This is a genomic window from Pedobacter caeni (assembly GCF_900129215.1).
Classification (GTDB): domain Bacteria; phylum Bacteroidota; class Bacteroidia; order Sphingobacteriales; family Sphingobacteriaceae; genus Pedobacter; species Pedobacter caeni.
On the sequence record NZ_FQUQ01000002.1, the window covers coordinates 1,124,988 to 1,143,520 of the forward strand.

Consider the following 18,533-nt stretch of genomic DNA (forward strand, 5'->3'; position numbering starts at 1 on the left):
TATATTTGTTTTGAGGCCATCTTATAAATGAAAAAAAAGCCAAATACAGATTCCTTCCAATATTATCCGCTTGGTGATTCCGCAATTGTGATCCAATTAGGTGATCAGATCAGCCCTGTGATCAATAAAAAGGTACGGGCAATCGCAGCCTGGCTGGACGAGTATAGTTTTGAGGGTTTCATCGAATATGTCCCTGCCTTTACTACGGTTACCGTGTATTATGAACCCTGGATAATCAGCTATGCAAAATTGCTGGAACTCCTCCGGGAAATGCTCAATGAACTGATGGAACAGGAAGAAATCCATGCAGAAAATACCATAGAAATCCCGGTATGTTATGGCGGAGCATATGGTCCGGACCTGGGTTTTGTAGCCAGTCATAATAAGATGAGCCCAGCAGAAGTGATTGCCATCCACACCAGTGTGGATTATCTGGTTTACATGATTGGTTTTGCTCCTGGCTTTCCTTACCTCGGGGGAATGAATGAACTGATTTCTGCACCGAGGAAAGATAGCCCAAGGGCTAAAATACCAGCAGGATCGGTAGGTATTGCAGGTCAGCAAACCGGTATTTATCCTATTGAAACCCCCGGAGGATGGCAGATCATCGGCCAGAGCCCGGTTCAGCTGTTTGAGGTCAGCAGGGAAGTCCCTGCATTACTGAAATCCGGGGATCAGGTCCGTTTTGTGGCGATTTCAGAGACAGAGTTTAAGAAAATGAGGAGAACTAAGGATGGGAATTAAAATCTTAAAACCTGGTTTGTTAACCAGTATCCAGGATGCCGGAAGATATGGATACCGCAAAGATGGAATTATTTTAAGTGGTGCCATGGATGCCAGAGCATGGAAACTGGGCAACCTCCTTGTGGGAAATACAGAAATGGAAGCCGGAATAGAGTGTACCTTATCGGGTCCCGTTATTCTTTTCGAAGAGGACCAGCTGATTGCCATTACCGGAGGTGATCTTTCTCCTGAACTGGATGGAATACCTGTTCAGATGTGGCGTCCGTTATATGTAAATAAGGGTGCTGTGCTCACCTTTGGCCAGGCCCTTTCTGGTTGTCGTAGTTATCTTTGTGTTTATGGAGGTTTCGACCTGCCGCAAGTGCTGGGGAGTTATTCGACTTACCTTCGTGCAGGATTTGGTGGTTGGGAAGGCAGGGCATTGAAAACAGGGGATCAGATTCCCTTCAAATCTGCTGCTCCGGCGGTACCAGCTCATAACAACTGGTCGCTAAGCACTCAAATGTATCAGCAGAAATCTGCGGATGATGTCATTAGGGTAATCAAGGGACCTGAATTTGAACGTTTTTCTGAGAAAAGCATTGCGGCATTATTTACAGAGAAATTTAAGATCAGCAAAGAAGCAGACCGGATGGGCTATCGCCTGGAAGGGCCGGGTCTAAAGCTTCGGAAAAAAGAGGAAATGTTATCGGCTGCGGTTAGTTTTGGAACAATTCAGGTCACTGCCGAAGGCAATCCGATCGTCTTAATGGCGGATCATCAGACCACCGGAGGGTACCCCCGGATTTTGCAGGTTGCAAGTGTTGATTTTGCTAAACTCGCACAACTGCAATCCGGCGATCTTTTAAGCTTTGAATTAATTACCTTAGCCGAGGCAACTACCCTGTTGATTGCAGCAGAACAGAAACTGAAACAACTCAAACAAACATTAACATTTAAATATCCCTTCCATGCCTGATTATTTTGCCGCAGATCTGAATTGTGATATGGGGGAAAGCTTTGGTGCTTTCCATATCGGAAATGATGAAGCGATACTGCCTTTCGTTTCATCAGCCAATATCGCCTGTGGTTTTCACGCGGGTGATCCTGCAGTCATGAAAAAAACAGTCCGTCTGGCGATGAAATATGGAGTCGCCATTGGCGCACATCCGGGTTTGCCCGATTTGCAGGGCTTCGGCAGAAGGGAAATGGCTATTTCTCCGGAAGAGGCTTATGATATGGTGGTTTATCAGATTGGGTCGCTGGCCTCATTTGTGAAATCAGAGGGCGGGACGATGAAACATGTGAAACCTCATGGGGCCTTATACAACATGGCAGCGGTCAATAAAGGACTTGCTACAGCAATAGCTGAAGCTGTTTATAAGGTTGATCCGGAACTGGTGCTCTATGGATTATCGGGTTCTGAATTGATTCTTGCAGGATCGGCTGCAGGATTAAGGGTGGCCAATGAAGTTTTTGCGGATCGGACCTATCAGCAAAACGGTACTCTGACTCCCAGAAGACAGGCAAACGCCCTGATTACAGATCATCACCTGGCCATCGCACAGGTAGTCCATATGGTCAAAGAAGGAGAAGTGCTTTCAGAACAAGGCTTGCCTGTAAAGATTAAGGCCGATACCATTTGCATTCATGGAGATGGTAGCTCGGCAGTAGCATTCGCAACGAACATTTACGCTGCTTTTAAAGAAGAAGGGATTGTATTGTCCTCATCACATCAAACGCGTACTACCGCTAATAATTCCGGAGAATGAACATCATGAAAAACAGGAGTGTCCTGATGGGCGCCGCATTTTTAATGGCCACATCTGCCATTGGTCCGGGCTTTTTAACACAGACCACGGTCTTTACCCAATCCCTCGGTGCAAGCTTTGGATTTGTCATTCTAACCTCTATCATTATTGATATTGGTGTTCAGCTGAACATCTGGCGTGTAATTGCAGTTTCTGAAAAAAGAGCTCAGGATATCGCAAATATATTACTTCCCGGACTGGGCGGCTTTATCTCCTTACTCATTGTTTTGGGTGGACTGGCCTTCAATATAGGTAATATTGCGGGAGCCGGACTGGGATTAAATGCCTTGCTTGGTGTTTCAGTAACTACCGGAGCAGTCATCTCCGCTGCCCTTGCAGTGGCTATTTTTCTTATCAGAGAAGCCGGAAAAGCAATGGACCGCTTTGCCCAGGCCATGGGTTTTGTGATGATCATTGTGATCATTTATATTGCGATTACTTCTGCGCCTCCGGTAGGAGAGGCAGTTTTAAGAACGTTTGTTCCCCAAAAAATAGATCTGGCCACGATCGTGACACTGGTAGGTGGCACGGTTGGAGGTTACATTACTTTTTCTGGTGGCCATCGTTTGCTGGATGCCGGGATTAAGGGGAAGGATGCTTTGCCGCAGGTGAGTACAAGTGCGGTGATGGGCATTTCTGTCGCTTCATTAGTACGTATATTTCTGTTTCTGGCTTCGCTGGGTGTGATCAGTAAGGGATTGGCCATAGATGCCGGAAATCCTACGGCTTCAGTCTTTCAGCTCGCTGCGGGGAACCTTGGTTACCGTTTATTTGGCCTGGTGATGTTTTCAGCTGCCGTGACTTCGGTGATTGGTTCTGCGTATACTTCAGTCTCTTTTGTGAAATCTTTTAGTCCGAAAATCGAGAAAAACGAGAATAAAGTAATCATTGGCTTTATCCTCGTTTCTACGATTATCTTTATCCTGGTAGGGCAACCGGTAAAAGTCCTCATCCTGGCTGGAGTAGTGAATGGTTTTATTTTGCCGATCACACTTGCTACGATTCTTTTTGCCGCTTACAAAACCCGGATCATCGGAGATTATAAACACCCGGTCTGGCTTACCTGTTTTGGAATACTGGTTGTGCTGATCATGACCTTCATGAGCGTCAAAGTTTTGTACGGAATGATCAGTTAGCCAACAGGTGGATATTTATTTTGCAGCGAGCTGTAATGCCCTTTGCAGAAAACCCTGTTGTTTGAGCTTTTCCTCTACCTCGATAACGGCTTTGAGCAGGTTATTCTCGGTATTGGTGATCTCTTCAAAAACATTTACCATCAACTGCCATACCGGTTGCATCCTGACCACCATTTCTTCTCCTTTGCTGCTCAGCTGGATCAGGCGCTTCCGTTCATCGTTTTTATCTTTTTTTGAGCGGATAAGCTTTTGTTTTTCCAGTTCCTTGAGCAGGCTGATGGTAGATGGATGGGTATATCCGATTTCCGAAGCAAGGTCTACTACGCCCAGAACACCTTTGTGATGCAGGGTATAGATGATTGCAAACCATTTGGGCTCAAAATCTATATCGTAACTCTTATAAATTAATGCCCCATCCTTTCTGAACTGATCGCTTAACCTAAGGAGCCTTGTAGAGATGGCAAGAATGCCGGATTCATCAATAACACTCATTATTTTATGGCCAGGTGATAAAACACATTATCCGCACTCATTAAGGGAAATGATTTTGGAAGTGCCGACTTTTCAATTTGCTCAAATCCATTTCTTTCGTAAAAGCGCATGGCTGCCTGTAATACAGAAACCGTTCCAAGGTACAGGTGTTTGATTTCATTGTCTTTGCAGTATTGAACCAGTGTTTCCAGCAGGCGCTGTGCCAGACCCAGCTCTTTCCCTCTGAAGTCTTTCTTTACAAACATTTTTCTGATTGCAGCTAAATCATTGTCGAACTTTAATAAAGCAATGGTTCCGGCCAGTTCTTCATTTACGCTTGCTCCCCAGAACGCACCCCCATTGTGGTAATAAACATTTTCTATATCCAGTAAATCGGGCTGATCATTTAAGGTAATCGGAACATTGAACTCGATTTGTTGAATGGGCAGGATGATATCAATTACCGCCGCCGAAGATTCATTTTTGATTTGTTTGATCAGGACTTCCATCTTTATTTATTTTTGTTATTCAAAACTACGTAGTTAACTACGTATATCAAAATGTATTTTTATTTTTTTACTTATCTTTGTTGCTTGTCGGGATCAGGAGAACATAAAGAAACAAAAAAAGAACAGGATGCGATTTCCTGTTTTGGCTATTGTAGGGATTGCGGGGAACTGCATGAATTGCCTTCGGAACTTGCCATTCCCCATTGCTATGCGCTTATGGAACAACTATCCACACACAAGAGGATTGATTTTGACAGCGCTCCGGAGGATGCTGACCCGCGTTTATCCACAGATGGATTGTATACAGCGATGAGGGGCAGAATGTTTGGCATCCTGGTTTGCGAAGATCAGCAAGGGAAGGAAGTGATTCTTCGTGCATTTTCCTCAAGGCACAATGGCGTCTGGAATGTCTCAGGCTGGGTGCCTCCATTGGTTGATGAGCATAAATTTGTTGCGGAAGTCTCCCTTGGGAATCTGGATCTGCATCCTTTAACAGACCTGATTGATACTTTACCCAAAGAGTCTAAAGAGTGGTATCTGAAGATTGCGGAAAGAAGGATCGTCTCTCATGGCATCCTTGCTAAATTGAATGCCCTGTATGAAATTCATAACTTCAACAATGAAAAACGCTCATTGGAAGGCGCTTTTAGTCTGGAAAAGGGAATTCCTGTAGGTACCGGCGACTGCTGTGCACCAAAATTATTAAATTATGCTGCCATACATCAATTAAAGCCTTTAAGTATTGCTGAATTCTTCTGGGGCAGGGAAACGGCCTCAGGGCATCGTAAAGAGAGACATTTTTATGTTTCCTGTGCCGAAAAATGTCAACCCATCCTGGGTTATATGCTTTGTGGTGTAAACAATCAGATACACTAGACTTTCAGGAGGCTATAATTACTATCTTGTTTTAGCGTTATTATAAATTATGTTTAACTTTGAATTTTGTAAGGTAAACAACCAGGGGTCTTTACATCAAGTTTTATAGGTTCATTTTTCTCATCAATGAAAAACAAGCAGCGCTCTTTCATCGTCATTTCAGTAATTATACTTTTGTTTATTGCTTTCCTTTTTCGAAATTCTGTCGTTCAGCGATCAGAACAACGGGTATTGTTGTCAAGTCTTAAAGAATTAGAAGGAAATAGTCGTCAAATCTCCAAACTGGATACCATTACCCTGAGCCTGCAAACTGCAGAGAATAATTTCAGAATGTATACCACGCTGTGGGATACCCTATACTTTAAAAAATACACTAAAGAAGTCCGGTTGATCTCCAGCTTATTAAACGATTTGACAGTAGAGGACAGCAGTCATATTTCGGGTAGTATTGTGGGGGACCTCAAAAGTAAGAAAGGGCAGATGATGCTGTATGGACAAATCAAGAAGTTAACAGATTCCCTCAATAATGTAAATGTAGAGGTGGAACTGCTTAAAATCACGGGAGATGTACCAAAATTACGGCCCTTTCCCAAACCAACACTGAAGAAAACGACCAAAGTGGAACAGCTGAAGGCGGAGCCTGTAGTCAAAAAGGAGAAATTCTTTAAGCGTTTGAAAAATGCAATCCTGAATAAAGAAACAAATAAAGATTCAATAAAAACACTCAAAACAGAAGTGACCTACGAGCAGGGCCCCTCAAATGTGGACGAGTACAATAAAAAACAACTGGAAAGGATTGAGCGGTTTTACAATAACCTGTTCGAGGATTTAAAAAATAACCGCAAAAAGCTCAGTCAGAAAGAAGAATCGATCTTGAAACTCAATGAAAATATCTTTCAAAATATTAAGCAGTTGTTCCAGGAATACAGAAATGCGGAAAGTGCTAATTCTGAGCAGAAGAAGGCGACTCTGAAAGATCGGGCGAACAGCTCAGTTCAGGCGATAGGAAGGTCAGGACAGATCAATTTTGGAATCAGCATACTTTCTTACCTTGCCATCATTCTGTTGATGTGGAAGCTCTATAGTGCCTATGATAAGACCGTTAAAGCAAACCAGCTGGCTGCTGAACAGGTGGTCATCAAATCCAGGTTCTTTACGAGCATCAGTCATGAGATGAGAACGCCTTTAAATGCTATCATAGGTGTGTCTGAGCAATTGAAATCTACGCCATTAAGCGAGGATCAGCGGTCGATGTCCAAACTTTTGGATAACTCTTCCTCTATGTTGTTATCAGCGGTCAATGAGGTGCTGGATTTCTCCAGACTGGAAACAGGAAAACTATCCCTGGCCAAAACACCTTTCCGGTATAAAAGAATTCTGAAAGAAATTGCAGAAACCACCAGGGTCCTGGCAGATCAGAAGGGCCTGATTCTGGAATTGGTACAGGGAGCAGCACCCGATTTGTTGCTGGATGGAGATCCTTACCGCCTAAAGCAAATTGTCATGAACCTGACTGCCAATGCCATCAAGTTTACCGACAAGGGAAAGGTGACCATTAATGTGAGTGTTAAAAAAGCTGATGAAAAACAGGCCACTTTATTAATTAAGGTCATAGATACCGGAATAGGAATTTCGAATGAAAATCTCCCGTTCATCTTTAATGAATTTTCACAGGTCATCAATTCAAAACGCAGTGACTGGCAAAAAGGTTCCGGATTGGGATTACCAATCAGTAAAAAGCTGGTAGAATTGCACAAAGGAAAAATATCTGTTGAAAGCAGCCTGGGGAAAGGTTCTACATTCAGCCTGGAAATCCCTTACCTCATTGCCCAGAAAGATACTGAAGAGCTGGCAGGAGCACAATCCCCTGTGATCAATAGTGACCGTTTTAAGAACATTCACCTGCTGGTTGTGGACGATTCGGAAATGAACCTGCTCGTGATCAAAATGATCTTTAAGAAACTGGGAATCAGCTTTGATACCGCTAATGACGGACAGGAGGCATTGACATTCCTGGAGCAAAAGAGGTATGATATGGTGCTTACAGACATTCAGATGCCGGAAATGGACGGAATTGAACTGACTCAAAGAATCCGTGCCCTGGAAGATGTCAGCAAATCTCAATTGCCGGTAATCGCGATTACAGGACAAATTACCAGCGAATCTCACGACCGCTACATCGCTGCCGGACTTAATGACTATATCATTAAGCCCTTTACGGAAACAGAATTGATGGAGAAAATACTCGATTATATCAGTTAAGTCTGATATTTTAAGCCTCACGATCATTGATTTAAAAATTACGCAAACGGTTGCAATGTAGAATGCAACCGTTTGTGTACGATTAGGTCGTTTTTCTTTAGTCGTATTTGTATTTAATTTCACTAAAATTGTGATTGACGATAGCAAAGAAGGTTATGAAAAACAAACTAAAAGGGTTCCTCCTAATTGCTGCAATAGCATTTGCAGGCTCACCGGTTTTGGCACAATTGAACATTATTCCTCTTCCTCAGAAACTCGAAGAAAAAGGAAATCCGTTTCTGATCAGGCCACAAACAAAGATCTATTTTGAAAAAGGTTTGAAAGGACAGGCGGCCTTACTTGCTGCAGCACTATCTCCGGCAACAGGTTTCGACTTTGTGCCGGAGGAATCAAAATCGGCAACAAAAGGAATTGTTTTAAGCACCGGGAATTCGGGCTCTGCCAATAAAGAAAGCTATCGTCTGAATGTGAACAAAGACCTGATCAGCATTAATGGGCAGAGTAGTGCAGGTGTGTTTTATGGCATCCAGACTCTGCTTCAGCTGTTGCCGGCTGAAATCTATAACAAACAAAGACAAAAGTCGTTGAACTGGGAAGTGAAAGGTGTATCCATAGAAGATGCCCCGCTCTACCCATGGAGAGGAATGATGCTTGATGTGTCCCGTTATTTTTTTGGTAAAGAATATGTATTAAGGTTCATTGATATGATGGCCATGTATAAAATGAATACCCTTCACCTTCACCTGACCGATGACGCAGGATGGCGGATGGAGATCAAAAAATATCCTAAGCTAACTTCCATAGGTGCCTGGAGAGGAGTAGGGCCGGAAAGAACCGGTGGGTATTATACCCAGGAAGACATGAAGGAAATGGTGGCTTATGCGACCTTAAGAAACGTAGACATCATTCCTGAAATTGAACTGCCGGCACATGCACTTGCTTCTATTGCTGCTTACCCGCATTTGAGCTGTACCGGAGAACAACATGAAGTTCCTGCTCAGCATTTCATCAGCAAAGACATTTATTGCGTAGGCAGGGAATCGACCTTCGATTTTTTAGCAGATGTGTTTAAAGAAACATTCGAAATATTCCCTTCTAAATATATCCATATAGGTGGTGATGAAGCCGTTTACGACCGTTGGAAAGAATGTCCTCATTGTCAGAAGAAAAAGAAGGAACTGGGGTTGAAAACAGAAAAAGAATTGCAGGTATATTTTAACCAAAGGGTACAAACCATGGTTAAAAAATACGGAAAGACCATTGTTGGCTGGGACGAAATCATCGAAGATGGCTTAAAAGAAAAAGCCGTAGGAATGGTTTGGCATGATACAAAAAAAGCATTTAAGGCAGCAGAAGCAGGACATTATTCTGTAATGTCACTAACTGGATATTGCTATTTTGACGTGGCTGAAAGCAGTATTCCCGGAGAAATTAAAGCAGCAGGATGGTTGCCACCAATTTCCCTGGAGAAAGTATATCAATTGAATCCAATGCTCAAAGGCATGGATGAAAAATACCGTCCTTTGATCCTGGGAGCCTCCGCAACCTTATGGTCAGATCAGTTTATCCATGGAACCATACTCCAGGAACTCCCGCAAATCAATGAGAACCGTTCTGAAAAATATTTTGACTACCTGACTTTTCCAAGAATGTCTGCATTGGCAGAAGTTTGTTGGACACCGGTAGCAAAACAAAGCTGGGCCGGCTTTGAGAAACGCCAAAGCACACATTACAACCGTTATGACCAGGCTGGTTATGGCTATCGCTTGCCTCAGCCTAAACTGATCAGCAATGAGAAAGGAGATAAAGGGTATACCTTGAAACTGGAAAACACGGTAAAGGGAGCCGAAATCAGGTATTCTACTGATGGAACTCCTGCAAATGTTCATTCTGCAGTATATAATGGCCCCGTAACCGTTGCTAAACTGAATGATTTTTATGCCATTACGGTAATGAACAGCAATCAGTATTCTTTGCCATTGTACTTCCCCGAGAAATATGAGAAGTTCAAAAAATATGGAGACTTCGTTGCGGATTGGAACCCTTCAAAAGTAAAGGGTAAAGATTTCGCTGTTTTTGAAATGAATGGATCAGGTAAGGTCAATGCAAATGGAGTTTACACACTTTCTTTCTGGTTTACTGAAGGCACATCAAGACTGGATATCGAGTCTGTAGAGGTATTTAAGAATGGACAAAAGATAACCGAAGACGTACATCCCGGATTTACAGGTGGAACGAAAGAGGCTAATGAGTACAAATTTGAGATCAGCAATTATGAAACGGGAGCTGCTTTCAGCATCAAGGCAAAAGTCCGCGGAGATGTTAGTAATGACAGCAATGGTGTGGTGATGATCAGAAAAAATTAAGCATCAACGGGACTCTTTCATACCTGAATTCGCTTTCTGGAAATCGCTTGGTCGCATATGAATCAACTGCTGGAAGGTATTGCTAAAGGCAGCAATACTGGAGTAACCAACTTCATATGCGATCTCACTAACATTTTTTTCCCCATTCAGCAGCAGTTCCATTGCTTTGATCATCCTCAGCATTTTAAGATACTGCAGGAAGGAAATTCTTAACTGTTGCTGAAACAACCGCGTTAAGTTTCGTACACTAAGTCCGAACTGAGTGGCCACCAATGGTAAGGTGAGTGGTTCATGCAGGCGATCCTGTAAATAGCCTGCAATGTCCAGCAGTCGTTTGTCTTCTGTTGTCGGTAGCAGAATGGAAAACCTTTCTCCCGGAGAATTGACCAGCAAATGCTTCATCGTCTTTAGAAACTCATATTCCCAGCTTCCGAAAAATACATGTCCCTGCCAGTTTTCGGCATAGCTGATCATTTCCCGCAGCAGATTGCTGACCGGGTAAATTCCAAGTTCTTCATAAAATCCGGTTGGCGACTGGCTTTCATCCGGAAAGTAAATATTAAAGATGGTCAGTTCTTTTGTATTGAATTTAACATGATGCACCACGCCTTTTGGAATCCAGACATAATGCTGTGAAGGGATATAATATTCCTGATCAGCAGTTTTCAGATAGGCCATTCCACCAGAAACCAGAAGTAGTTGGGCTTTAAGATGGTAATGTGGCGGAAAACGATGTTCTAGCTGCTCCTTCATCATATAGATCGTTTCATCATACAGATCTATCTCTTTTTCAAATTCCTTTAATGTGATCATTGTGGCCAAAATTAGTAAATTATTGGCTCATTATATAAAACCTTTGAATCCTGCAGGCGATAGTTTTGCATTAGAAATCAAAGTAAAAATGAAACATCAGTTAACTGTAATATGCCTCCTGGGATTGCTGCAATGCTGGCAGGAGGGAAATGCCCAGCAGAGGCTGTCGGGAGGACAGTCCGTTACGCTTCCCGAAGTTTGGGCGCGATTGGAAAAACACAATAAGGAGCTAAAATCAAAAGAACTGGAGGTCAAAAAAAGTGAAGCCCAATGGAAAAGTGCCAGAATAGACCGCCTTCCTGAGCTCAATGTTGGAGGGAGTTATTCCAGAGTATCGGATATGATGCTGTACAAAGACGGTATTTTTCGGGAAGGAAAGAATGTTCCGGTGATTCCACAATCCTACAGTATCGGGGGAGAGGCGGCCTTGAATCTGTACAATGGAGGGAAAACAAAACTGGAAATACAACTGAAAAAGATTCAGCTGGAAATGGCTGCCGATCAACATGATCTTGCAGGGGCCGATTTGAAGTTTAAGAGTGCAGTTTATTATTTTGAGCTTTTGAGGAATTATCAATTTAAAGCACTGATGCTACAGGAGATTGCCTATGAAGAGAAGCAACTCAAAGAAATCAGCCACCTCTACCAAAACGGGATTGTGCTGAAAAGCGATGTCCTGAGGGCAGACCTGAAGGTCTCTAACCAGAAATTACTGATCTCAGAAATTGAGAATAACATTGTCCTTGGCAGTCAGCAGTTAAACATCATGATGGGGCAGGCTGATAGTATTCGCTTAGCCCCGGATCCCGGAAAGATGGAAAATCCTCCTTCTTCAGTATTGAGCTATCAGGAGTACCTTGCGCTCGCACTTAAAAGTTCATTTGAAATCAAACTCTCTGCAAATGAACGGGCATTAAAGGATTTAAATGTTAAACAAGTGAAATCAAATGTATTGCCAAAGCTCAGCCTGTTTAGTGCCTACCATTATAATTATCCGCAAAGCTCGTTTTACCCTTATTCGGATGCACTCTGGGGCTTTGGTCAGCTGGGGTTGAAACTGACGATGCCGATCTCCAATTTTTACCTGAACAAGCATAAAACTACAGCTGCAGCGATTTCCTCCAAACAGCAGGGATTAGCTTATGAAATCAGGGAAGATGAAATCAGAACAGCCGTAAATAAAGCCTGGTTACATTATACTGAGGCATTGAAGCGGATTGAGGTAGCGAAAAAAAACATCCTTCAGGCTACGGAAAGCCTGAGGATTTTAAGGAACAGTTATTTCAATCAGCAGGCCTTACTCACCGATATGCTGGATACGGAAACTCAATTGCTTCAGTCCAGATTTGACCTCACTACGGCAGAAGTAAATGCACAAATTCAATATTATCAGCTCTTAAAAACAGTAGGGAAAATTTAAAGGGGAAAACATGGATCATAAAAATCATAAAACAGATAAAATAGTTATTGCAGGTACCAAAATCATTGGAATCATAATGGCATGCGGGCTTATTGTATGGGGAACCTCCCTGCTTTTCGCCATGTTTAAATACGAGGAGACAAATGATGCCCAGGTAGAGGAATATGTAAATCCGGTGAATGCCAAAGTCGGAGGGTATATCTCGAAGATTTATTTTCAGGAAAACCAGGAGGTAAATGCAGGGGATACCCTGGTGTTGATCGATAACAGTGAATACAACATACAGAAGGAAGAATCCGCTGCTGCACTTGAAAATGCGAAATCACAGATTGGAATTCTGGAAGCCAATGAACAGACATTAAGGAGTAATGCAGAAGTGAGTAAATCTCAAATCGATGCTGCCAGGGCAAAAATGAACCGTCAGCAAGCAGAATTTCAACGTTACAAAAACCTGCTTGAGCAGGAATCGGTTACGCAACAACACTTTGATAATGTGAAAACCGCATTGGATATTGCGACTTCTGAATACCAGACGATGCTCAATACACATAAAGTATCCCTGTCCAAAATTAACGATGTTAAAGCTCAGAAAATTTCGGCGCTGACAGAAGTAAAGAGAAGGCAATATGTATGGAGCAGGAATGAACTTGAATCCGGATATACGGTGATTACCGCTCCCTATAAGGGCCGGGTAGGAAAAAAGAACATTCAGGAAGGCCAGCTTGTTCAGCCTGGGCAAACCATGACCTTCATTTTGAATGAAGAAGGTGGCAAATGGATCGTGGCCAATTTCAAGGAAACACAGATTGGTACGTTTAAGGCCGGGCAAAAAGCATCCATCACGGTGGATGCTTTTCCAGGGCAGAAGTTCAACGGAGAAATAGAATCGATCTCTCCTGCAACGGGCTCAAGATATTCTTTGTTGCCTCCGGATAATGCAACGGGAAACTTTGTGAAAATCATACAACGCATCCCTATCCGTATCAGACTCACCGACCAGCGATTAAAAATATCGATGTTATCTGCAGGAATGAATGCCAATGTTTACATCGATAAAGAATAACCATGACAGCACTTGCTTTGCCATTTTTCAAGCCATGGGCTCCGGAGTGGCTAATCCGTTTGATGATCCTCCTGGTATTACTTCCTGCCTTGGGAACCTTTGCCCTGTATTTCAGCAATTCAGCAGAAACCGCTGGTTATTATGGAATGGAGCCGGCGGATGTTCAATATTCAGTGGTGATCATGTATGGAGCACTGGTGACCTTCCTTCCCCTGGACGACCGCTTTGTAAAGTACCTGCTGCCCAGACGATATTTTTTGCTCGGCATCGGACTCAATACTTTAACTTATTTCATTTGTGAAGCAAGCAGGAGCATAGAAATATTTATGATCTGCAGGTTTATACAGGGGGCGGTATGTGCCTTATTCTGCAGCATTTGCCTGAATATGATTTTCTCAAGACTGCAGGTCCAGAGGGCCAGGACCATAGGTTATACTGTTTTTTACGGGACATTGCAGGTGAGTATTCCTGCCTGTGCTTTATTGTGCAGCTGGCTGCTTCATTATTTTAATTTCAATATCCTGTTTTATGCATTGATCCTCATGGAAATTCCGGGCGTAATCCTGTTGTTGCTTCTCACCAATAATGTGCGGTTCAGAAAGAAGTTTCCATTGTATCAGATAGATTGGATCAGCTACCTGTTTTATGCTTTTATTTTCACCGCCGGTGGTTATATTTTCATATATGGTCAGCAACTGAACTGGCTGGACAGCCCTTTAATCAGGATGCTCATCTTATCGGTACTGATCGCCTTGTTTTTATTTGTGCTCAGGCAGTTTCATTTGAAACGCCCCTTTATCAACCTGAAGTTGTTTCGTTTTGCCGATTTCAGAAATGGCTTATTACTGCTGATGGTCTATTATATTTTTAAAGGGACAACGGGCTACGCTTATGCCTGTTTACAGGGAGTCCTGGGGGTTGATCCGGTTCACCTGAGCCCAATCTGGCTGATCAATATTGCGGGAATTGTTTTGGGAATGCTCATCTCTTCGAGATTTATCCTGAACGGAACTTCTGGCAAGTACCTTATTATCGCCGGATTTTCCGCTTTACTCCTTTACCATATCCAGCTGTATTTCCTGTTTTCCAGTGTTTCAAATACCCATGATTTTCTGCTGCCATTTTTTATCCAGGGGCTGGGAGCAGGGGGCTTGTTTGTGCCGATCGTACTTTTTACCGTTTCATCTGTGCCTGCTCAGCTTGCCGGATCCGTTTCTTTCATCGGAATCGGCGTACGTTTTGTTGGTTTTTGCATGAGTATTGCCATCAGCAATTATTTTCAGTTGTTTAACAATAGCACGCATTATGATAAATTCAGAGGAAGTATCACCGTATTAAATCCGATCATGAATGAAACCATGGAGGCGATCCGGGAAAATGTGGCATTAGGTGGACAGGACGTCAAAACGGTCAATAGCCTAACTTCCGGGATCTGGAATAAAATGCTCAGTAAGCAGATTTTTTTACGTGCTTCCATGGATTATTACGAAATGATCATCTGGGCAATATTGGTACTCATCATGGTGTTGTTGCTCGCTCCCAGGGGGAAGAGGATGATCCTGGTACTAAGAAAGAGATTCCTTCCTTATTAGGTATTTCTTTTTCTTGTCGTCCTGAAGGTCCTTTACCTCATCAGCGGCATATTCATTGGCCCATAGTTCCAGCGCAGTTAATGCTGGTCCCATTGCTCTGCCTTTTTCAGAGATCTGATAATAAACTTCCGGCGGGAAAGTATTCTTTTCCGTACGGATGATCAGTCCATGAGCTTCCATCTGTTTCAGGTGGTCTAACAATACTTTTTTTGCCACTTTAGGAATGATGCGCCAGAGGTCTGTAAAACGGATCTGCTCCTGATGGAATAAATGATATAGAATGATGGGCTTCCATTTTCCGGATAACATGGTCAATGCCACATCGAGGCCGCAATGTCTGAACTGTTTATAATTCATGGTTACTAAATGGTGAGCAGGTTACTAAAAGGTGAACTTCGGGGTAGTATGAAAAGATAACTTAATCTTTGCCGTATCAAATTTAAATATTACATCATGAACTTACAACTATTGCGCAATGCAACGCAGGTGCTCCGTGTAAACGGGAAAAATATACTGATTGACCCAATGTTCGCTCCTAAATATTTTTATCCTCCTTTTGAAAGGACGGGAACAGAAGTCCGTATTCCGACAGTAGATTTACCAATTACTGAGCAGGAGCTGGAACTCTTGATTCCGACAATAGATGCAGTACTTCTGACCCATATCCATCCTGATCATTGGGATCAGTTTGCCAAAGAATTGCTGCCAAAAGACATCACGCTGTTTTGTCAGCCTGCAGATATAGCAGCGGTAATACAGGATGGTTTTAGCAGGGTACAGGCGATTGAAGAAGAGCTGATCTGGAATGGCATTCAGATCAACCGTACCGGCGGACAACATGGCGTTGGAGAGATCGGAAAAATGATGGGAGTAGTTTCCGGTTATGTGATCCGTTATGAACAGGAAATGGTATATATTGCCGGTGATACGATCTGGTGTGAAGAAGTTCGGTCGGCCTTAGATTTATATCAGCCCGAACGTATTGTGTTGAATGGCGGAGCAGCCAGATTTGTGGTTGGGGAACCGATCGTGATGGATACTTCGGATATTTTAAAAGTTGCCGCGTATATGCCTGCTTCAAAAATCTATGTGGTTCACCTGGAAGCGGTGAGCCATGCCAGCGAATCCAGAGATTTTATCCGGACCGCTTTAGCAGAGGAGGATTTGTCTGAAAGGTGTTTTGTTCCGGAAGACGGACGTTTTTTGTTTTAACATGAAGCGATAAAAAAAGCACCAGGCTGACCTGGTGCTTCTCCATTTAATAAAATAAGGGCTTTATAGATGTTCTTATTAATTTGAATTATTGCTTGATCAGCTTGAATTTTTGTGAGTTGGCGGTACCCGCTGTCCATATTTGAATTTTGGTTCCTCCGGCAGTAAATCCTCCGTTCACATCCAGTTGGGAAGCAGGTGCACATGCCGGACTAAGGTTGTAATAACCTGCCCCAACATCTTTGATCAGCCATTTCTGTCCATTTGTACCTTCGTCATTGTAAAGTTGAATTTGAGTTCCATTACTGCTCGCTCCGCCGGTAACGTCCATTACTTTGGTCAATGCATGAAGTGGTTGTAATTTATAATAACCACTGCCAACGCTTGTGACTTTCCATTGTTGGTTTAGTGTACTTGGGCTATTGTTGCTCCAAAGCGCAACCAGGGTGCCATTTGCAGTGCCACTTCCGGAGACATCTACCAGACTGGTATTGTTTACTGCAGAGATCAGTTTATAGGTAGCACCAGATTCGATACCAGTATCTTCGCTTAAGGTACTTGGTTCAACAGTAGGCTGCGGCAACCCAAGGTTTGTGATTTCGGTATATACACTTTCATTAACAAGGAATCCCCATTTTCTGAAGAAGGTACTCAGGTTGCGGCCGGAAGCGGCGCAGGCTTTTAGCATGAAATAACGCATCTTTTCTGCATCTGTACTTACAGTTGGTTGTTCCACACGGGTTAATTTATGGATCTGGCGGTAGAAATTATCTCCAAATGCCATCCATAACTGATGGAACATTGCGAGTCTTACCCAGGTGCCATTGGTCATGATGGCATCACTGTTGAAATCTTTGCTCGGATTGGTATTGGCTAAATAAGTAGAAACTGCCGGCCAGACATTATCACGTTTAAGTCTGGAAGGGCTTACACCCATGGCGCGTTCAACTGCCAGGCTGTAGATGTTTACGGTTACTTCGCCCAGTGTGCTCCATTTCCAGGCGCCCTGCTGATGCAAATGGCCCAGTTCATGCCATGGTCCCCATCCGTCAACCGTACCAATCGTTGGGGTAAAAGCGGCAGATGCTGCGGCAGTAACATACGCCGTGCGGTACCAGGTAGCAAACATCCATCCTGAGCCATCATTTTCAGTCATCAGCATCCGTTGATTCACATTAGGCTGATGCTGAGCTGCTGAACCATCCATTCCACTAAAGGAATCTTCGATTTCCATGGTTTGATCGGCCTTGTTCAGCACATAATTGTTATCCTGCGTCTGAGTGTTGACCGCCCTTGTTCTGGAATACACCTGATACACCCTGTCGCCTACCAGAACCACATCCGGAGCAGTGGTATAGGTCGACAGCTGAATTGCCCAATCGGCCGCGGTAGTTTGGTTTTTGATATATACCGGTACTCTTTCATGCCCGCTTACAAAAGTGATCTTTGCACTGGAAGAAGGGGTTCCGGAAGTACCAAATCGGACCCAGATCAGTCCTCCGTATTGATCGGCGGTGATGTTATTTGTTCCCGCATTCAGCGAAAACTCCTGTGGGTTGTTTTTTACTTCATACCTGGAGTAAGTGCCAACCAGGATTTTGGGTTTGGCAGTTCCGGTAAGTTGTTCAACTGTGACCTGTAACGTGGCATTTGGCGCCAGATAAAAGCCTGTAGCTTCGAAATCAGACCAGGGAGTAATGCCCAGACGGGTCGCTTCAGCTGTACCTGATTTCAATTCGTTAAAGACCTGAATGTTTGTTCCTATGGTCGTATTTATATTAGGATTATTGCTGTTGGCCAGTTTGTTGTCAATGCCGGCAGCTTGTTCAGGAAGTATTTTTTGTTGCTTACAGCCATTGAAAAGCATCATGCTGATGGCCAGGATCCAGAGGGAGTTGAAGAATTTGGAGTTCATAGTAGTTTGGGATTGATTGGTTAGGTTTTGTTGGTTGTTTAGGTTGCCTTATTTCATACCTGCAGGTTTAAATGGTCAGTTTAAGGTATTTGCTCAAAGATGAGTGTTAAAGTTTTGGTGTTCAGCGCTTAATCAAATGAACAAATAAAGTGCGCAAAGATTTTTTCTAAGTTCAACGCAAACGTTTGCATAAGGGGCGGACTCTCAAACTGAGCATGGCATGAAGCCTCAGTCTTTAAGAATTGCAGGAATGTAACAGAAATGTGGTAATTCAACTCTTTTATTGCTGATTTGAATGCAAAATGTACGGAATTGCCGGAGGAATGGCTCTTGTGTCTGAATAGTCAAATCAGGCAGAATAAAA

The 18,533-nt window shown here is 43.2% G+C and carries 16 protein-coding genes; 11 read left to right on the forward strand and 5 right to left on the reverse strand.

The annotated features are described in order from the left end of the window. Window positions 1–27: 27 nt before the first annotated feature. The 4 genes from pxpB to BUC20_RS12275 are packed head-to-tail and all read left to right on the forward strand — an operon-like array spanning window position 28 to window position 3,670. Window positions 28–744, forward strand: coding sequence for a 5-oxoprolinase subunit PxpB (gene pxpB, locus BUC20_RS12260; protein ID WP_073231194.1), 717 nt, complete (start codon window positions 28–30; stop codon window positions 742–744). After that, window positions 734–1,702 carry a 5-oxoprolinase subunit C family protein gene (locus BUC20_RS12265; protein ID WP_073231195.1) on the forward strand — a complete coding sequence of 323 codons (969 nt, stop codon included), beginning with the start codon at window positions 734–736 and terminating at the stop codon, window positions 1,700–1,702. The genes pxpB and BUC20_RS12265 overlap by 11 nt, the downstream gene beginning before the upstream one ends. Then, the gene (locus BUC20_RS12270; protein WP_073231197.1) at window positions 1,695–2,495 is read left to right on the forward strand and encodes a LamB/YcsF family protein; all 801 of its coding nucleotides are present in this window, start codon (window positions 1,695–1,697) and stop codon (window positions 2,493–2,495) included. The genes BUC20_RS12265 and BUC20_RS12270 overlap by 8 nt, the downstream gene beginning before the upstream one ends. Further along, window positions 2,492–3,670, forward strand: coding sequence for an NRAMP family divalent metal transporter (locus BUC20_RS12275; protein ID WP_073231198.1), 1,179 nt, complete (start codon window positions 2,492–2,494; stop codon window positions 3,668–3,670). The genes BUC20_RS12270 and BUC20_RS12275 overlap by 4 nt, the downstream gene beginning before the upstream one ends. 15 nt (window positions 3,671–3,685) lie before the next feature. On the opposite strand, the gene BUC20_RS12280 is transcribed toward BUC20_RS12275, so the two are convergent. Then, entirely contained in the window at window positions 3,686–4,162 is a 477-nt protein-coding gene (locus BUC20_RS12280) for a MarR family winged helix-turn-helix transcriptional regulator (RefSeq protein ID WP_073231200.1), read from the reverse strand. After that, window positions 4,162–4,650, reverse strand: coding sequence for a GNAT family N-acetyltransferase (locus BUC20_RS12285; protein ID WP_073231202.1), 489 nt, complete (start codon window positions 4,648–4,650; stop codon window positions 4,162–4,164). The genes BUC20_RS12280 and BUC20_RS12285 overlap by 1 nt, the downstream gene beginning before the upstream one ends. A gap of 51 nt (window positions 4,651–4,701) precedes the next feature. Here BUC20_RS12285 and BUC20_RS12290 point away from each other — a divergent pair, with 51 nt between their 5' ends. The 3 genes from BUC20_RS12290 (at window position 4,702) to BUC20_RS12300 (ending at window position 10,154) form a co-directional block, all read left to right on the forward strand. Continuing rightward, the gene (locus tag BUC20_RS12290) at window positions 4,702–5,526 is read left to right on the forward strand and encodes a hypothetical protein (protein ID WP_084528772.1); all 825 of its coding nucleotides are present in this window, start codon (window positions 4,702–4,704) and stop codon (window positions 5,524–5,526) included. A gap of 126 nt (window positions 5,527–5,652) precedes the next feature. Then, window positions 5,653–7,788 (forward strand): response regulator, encoded by a 2,136-nt coding sequence (locus tag BUC20_RS12295; RefSeq protein WP_073231204.1) that lies wholly within the window; start codon window positions 5,653–5,655, stop codon window positions 7,786–7,788. Window positions 7,789–7,943: 155 nt separating this feature from the next. Continuing rightward, window positions 7,944–10,154 (forward strand): beta-N-acetylhexosaminidase, encoded by a 2,211-nt coding sequence (locus BUC20_RS12300; RefSeq protein ID WP_073231206.1) that lies wholly within the window; start codon window positions 7,944–7,946, stop codon window positions 10,152–10,154. A 3-nt stretch (window positions 10,155–10,157) separates the two neighbouring features. Here BUC20_RS12300 and BUC20_RS12305 read toward each other — a convergent pair whose 3' ends face one another. Next, a complete protein-coding gene (locus BUC20_RS12305; protein WP_073231208.1) occupies window positions 10,158–10,967 on the reverse strand; it encodes an AraC family transcriptional regulator in 810 nt (269 codons plus the stop codon). 88 nt (window positions 10,968–11,055) lie between these two features. Between BUC20_RS12305 and BUC20_RS12310 the strand changes: the two genes are divergently transcribed. From BUC20_RS12310 to BUC20_RS12320, 3 genes are read left to right on the forward strand one after another with little or no spacing between them, the layout of a single operon-like run. Continuing rightward, a complete protein-coding gene (locus tag BUC20_RS12310; protein ID WP_073231802.1) occupies window positions 11,056–12,387 on the forward strand; it encodes a TolC family protein in 1,332 nt (443 codons plus the stop codon). A 10-nt stretch (window positions 12,388–12,397) separates the two neighbouring features. After that, window positions 12,398–13,450 carry an HlyD family secretion protein gene (locus tag BUC20_RS12315; protein WP_073231209.1) on the forward strand — a complete coding sequence of 351 codons (1,053 nt, stop codon included), beginning with the start codon at window positions 12,398–12,400 and terminating at the stop codon, window positions 13,448–13,450. A 2-nt stretch (window positions 13,451–13,452) separates the two neighbouring features. Beyond that, window positions 13,453–15,042 (forward strand): MFS transporter, encoded by a 1,590-nt coding sequence (locus tag BUC20_RS12320; RefSeq protein ID WP_073231211.1) that lies wholly within the window; start codon window positions 13,453–13,455, stop codon window positions 15,040–15,042. On the opposite strand, the gene BUC20_RS12325 is transcribed toward BUC20_RS12320, so the two are convergent. After that, on the reverse strand, window positions 15,016–15,399 hold the full coding sequence (locus BUC20_RS12325; protein ID WP_073231212.1) for a winged helix-turn-helix transcriptional regulator: 384 nt from the start codon (window positions 15,397–15,399) through the stop codon (window positions 15,016–15,018). The genes BUC20_RS12320 and BUC20_RS12325 overlap by 27 nt on opposite strands. A 96-nt stretch (window positions 15,400–15,495) precedes the next feature. On the opposite strand from BUC20_RS12325, the gene BUC20_RS12330 reads away from it, so the two are divergent. Further along, window positions 15,496–16,254 (forward strand): MBL fold metallo-hydrolase, encoded by a 759-nt coding sequence (locus BUC20_RS12330; protein WP_073231214.1) that lies wholly within the window; start codon window positions 15,496–15,498, stop codon window positions 16,252–16,254. A gap of 88 nt (window positions 16,255–16,342) precedes the next feature. Here BUC20_RS12330 and BUC20_RS12335 read toward each other — a convergent pair whose 3' ends face one another. Continuing rightward, window positions 16,343–18,169, reverse strand: coding sequence for a M60 family metallopeptidase (locus BUC20_RS12335; RefSeq protein WP_073231215.1), 1,827 nt, complete (start codon window positions 18,167–18,169; stop codon window positions 16,343–16,345). Window positions 18,170–18,533 lie beyond the last annotated feature (364 nt).

Bases quoted from the DNA above. Each gene is read 5' to 3' on its own strand.
- pxpB (WP_073231194.1), top strand. From the start codon at position 28: ATGAAAAAAAAGCCAAATACAGATTCCTTCCAATATTATCCGCTTGGT.
- BUC20_RS12265 (WP_073231195.1), top strand. From the start codon at position 734: ATGGGAATTAAAATCTTAAAACCTGGTTTGTTAACCAGTATCCAGGAT.
- BUC20_RS12270 (WP_073231197.1), top strand. From the start codon at position 1,695: ATGCCTGATTATTTTGCCGCAGATCTGAATTGTGATATGGGGGAAAGC.
- BUC20_RS12275 (WP_073231198.1), top strand. From the start codon at position 2,492: ATGAACATCATGAAAAACAGGAGTGTCCTGATGGGCGCCGCATTTTTA.
- BUC20_RS12280 (WP_073231200.1), bottom strand. From the start codon at position 4,162: ATGAGTGTTATTGATGAATCCGGCATTCTTGCCATCTCTACAAGGCTC.
- BUC20_RS12285 (WP_073231202.1), bottom strand. From the start codon at position 4,650: ATGGAAGTCCTGATCAAACAAATCAAAAATGAATCTTCGGCGGCGGTA.
- BUC20_RS12290 (WP_084528772.1), top strand. From the start codon at position 4,702: ATGTATTTTTATTTTTTTACTTATCTTTGTTGCTTGTCGGGATCAGGA.
- BUC20_RS12295 (WP_073231204.1), top strand. From the start codon at position 5,653: ATGAAAAACAAGCAGCGCTCTTTCATCGTCATTTCAGTAATTATACTT.
- BUC20_RS12300 (WP_073231206.1), top strand. From the start codon at position 7,944: ATGAAAAACAAACTAAAAGGGTTCCTCCTAATTGCTGCAATAGCATTT.
- BUC20_RS12305 (WP_073231208.1), bottom strand. From the start codon at position 10,967: ATGATCACATTAAAGGAATTTGAAAAAGAGATAGATCTGTATGATGAA.
- BUC20_RS12310 (WP_073231802.1), top strand. From the start codon at position 11,056: ATGAAACATCAGTTAACTGTAATATGCCTCCTGGGATTGCTGCAATGC.
- BUC20_RS12315 (WP_073231209.1), top strand. From the start codon at position 12,398: ATGGATCATAAAAATCATAAAACAGATAAAATAGTTATTGCAGGTACC.
- BUC20_RS12320 (WP_073231211.1), top strand. From the start codon at position 13,453: ATGACAGCACTTGCTTTGCCATTTTTCAAGCCATGGGCTCCGGAGTGG.
- BUC20_RS12325 (WP_073231212.1), bottom strand. From the start codon at position 15,399: ATGAATTATAAACAGTTCAGACATTGCGGCCTCGATGTGGCATTGACC.
- BUC20_RS12330 (WP_073231214.1), top strand. From the start codon at position 15,496: ATGAACTTACAACTATTGCGCAATGCAACGCAGGTGCTCCGTGTAAAC.
- BUC20_RS12335 (WP_073231215.1), bottom strand. From the start codon at position 18,169: ATGAACTCCAAATTCTTCAACTCCCTCTGGATCCTGGCCATCAGCATG.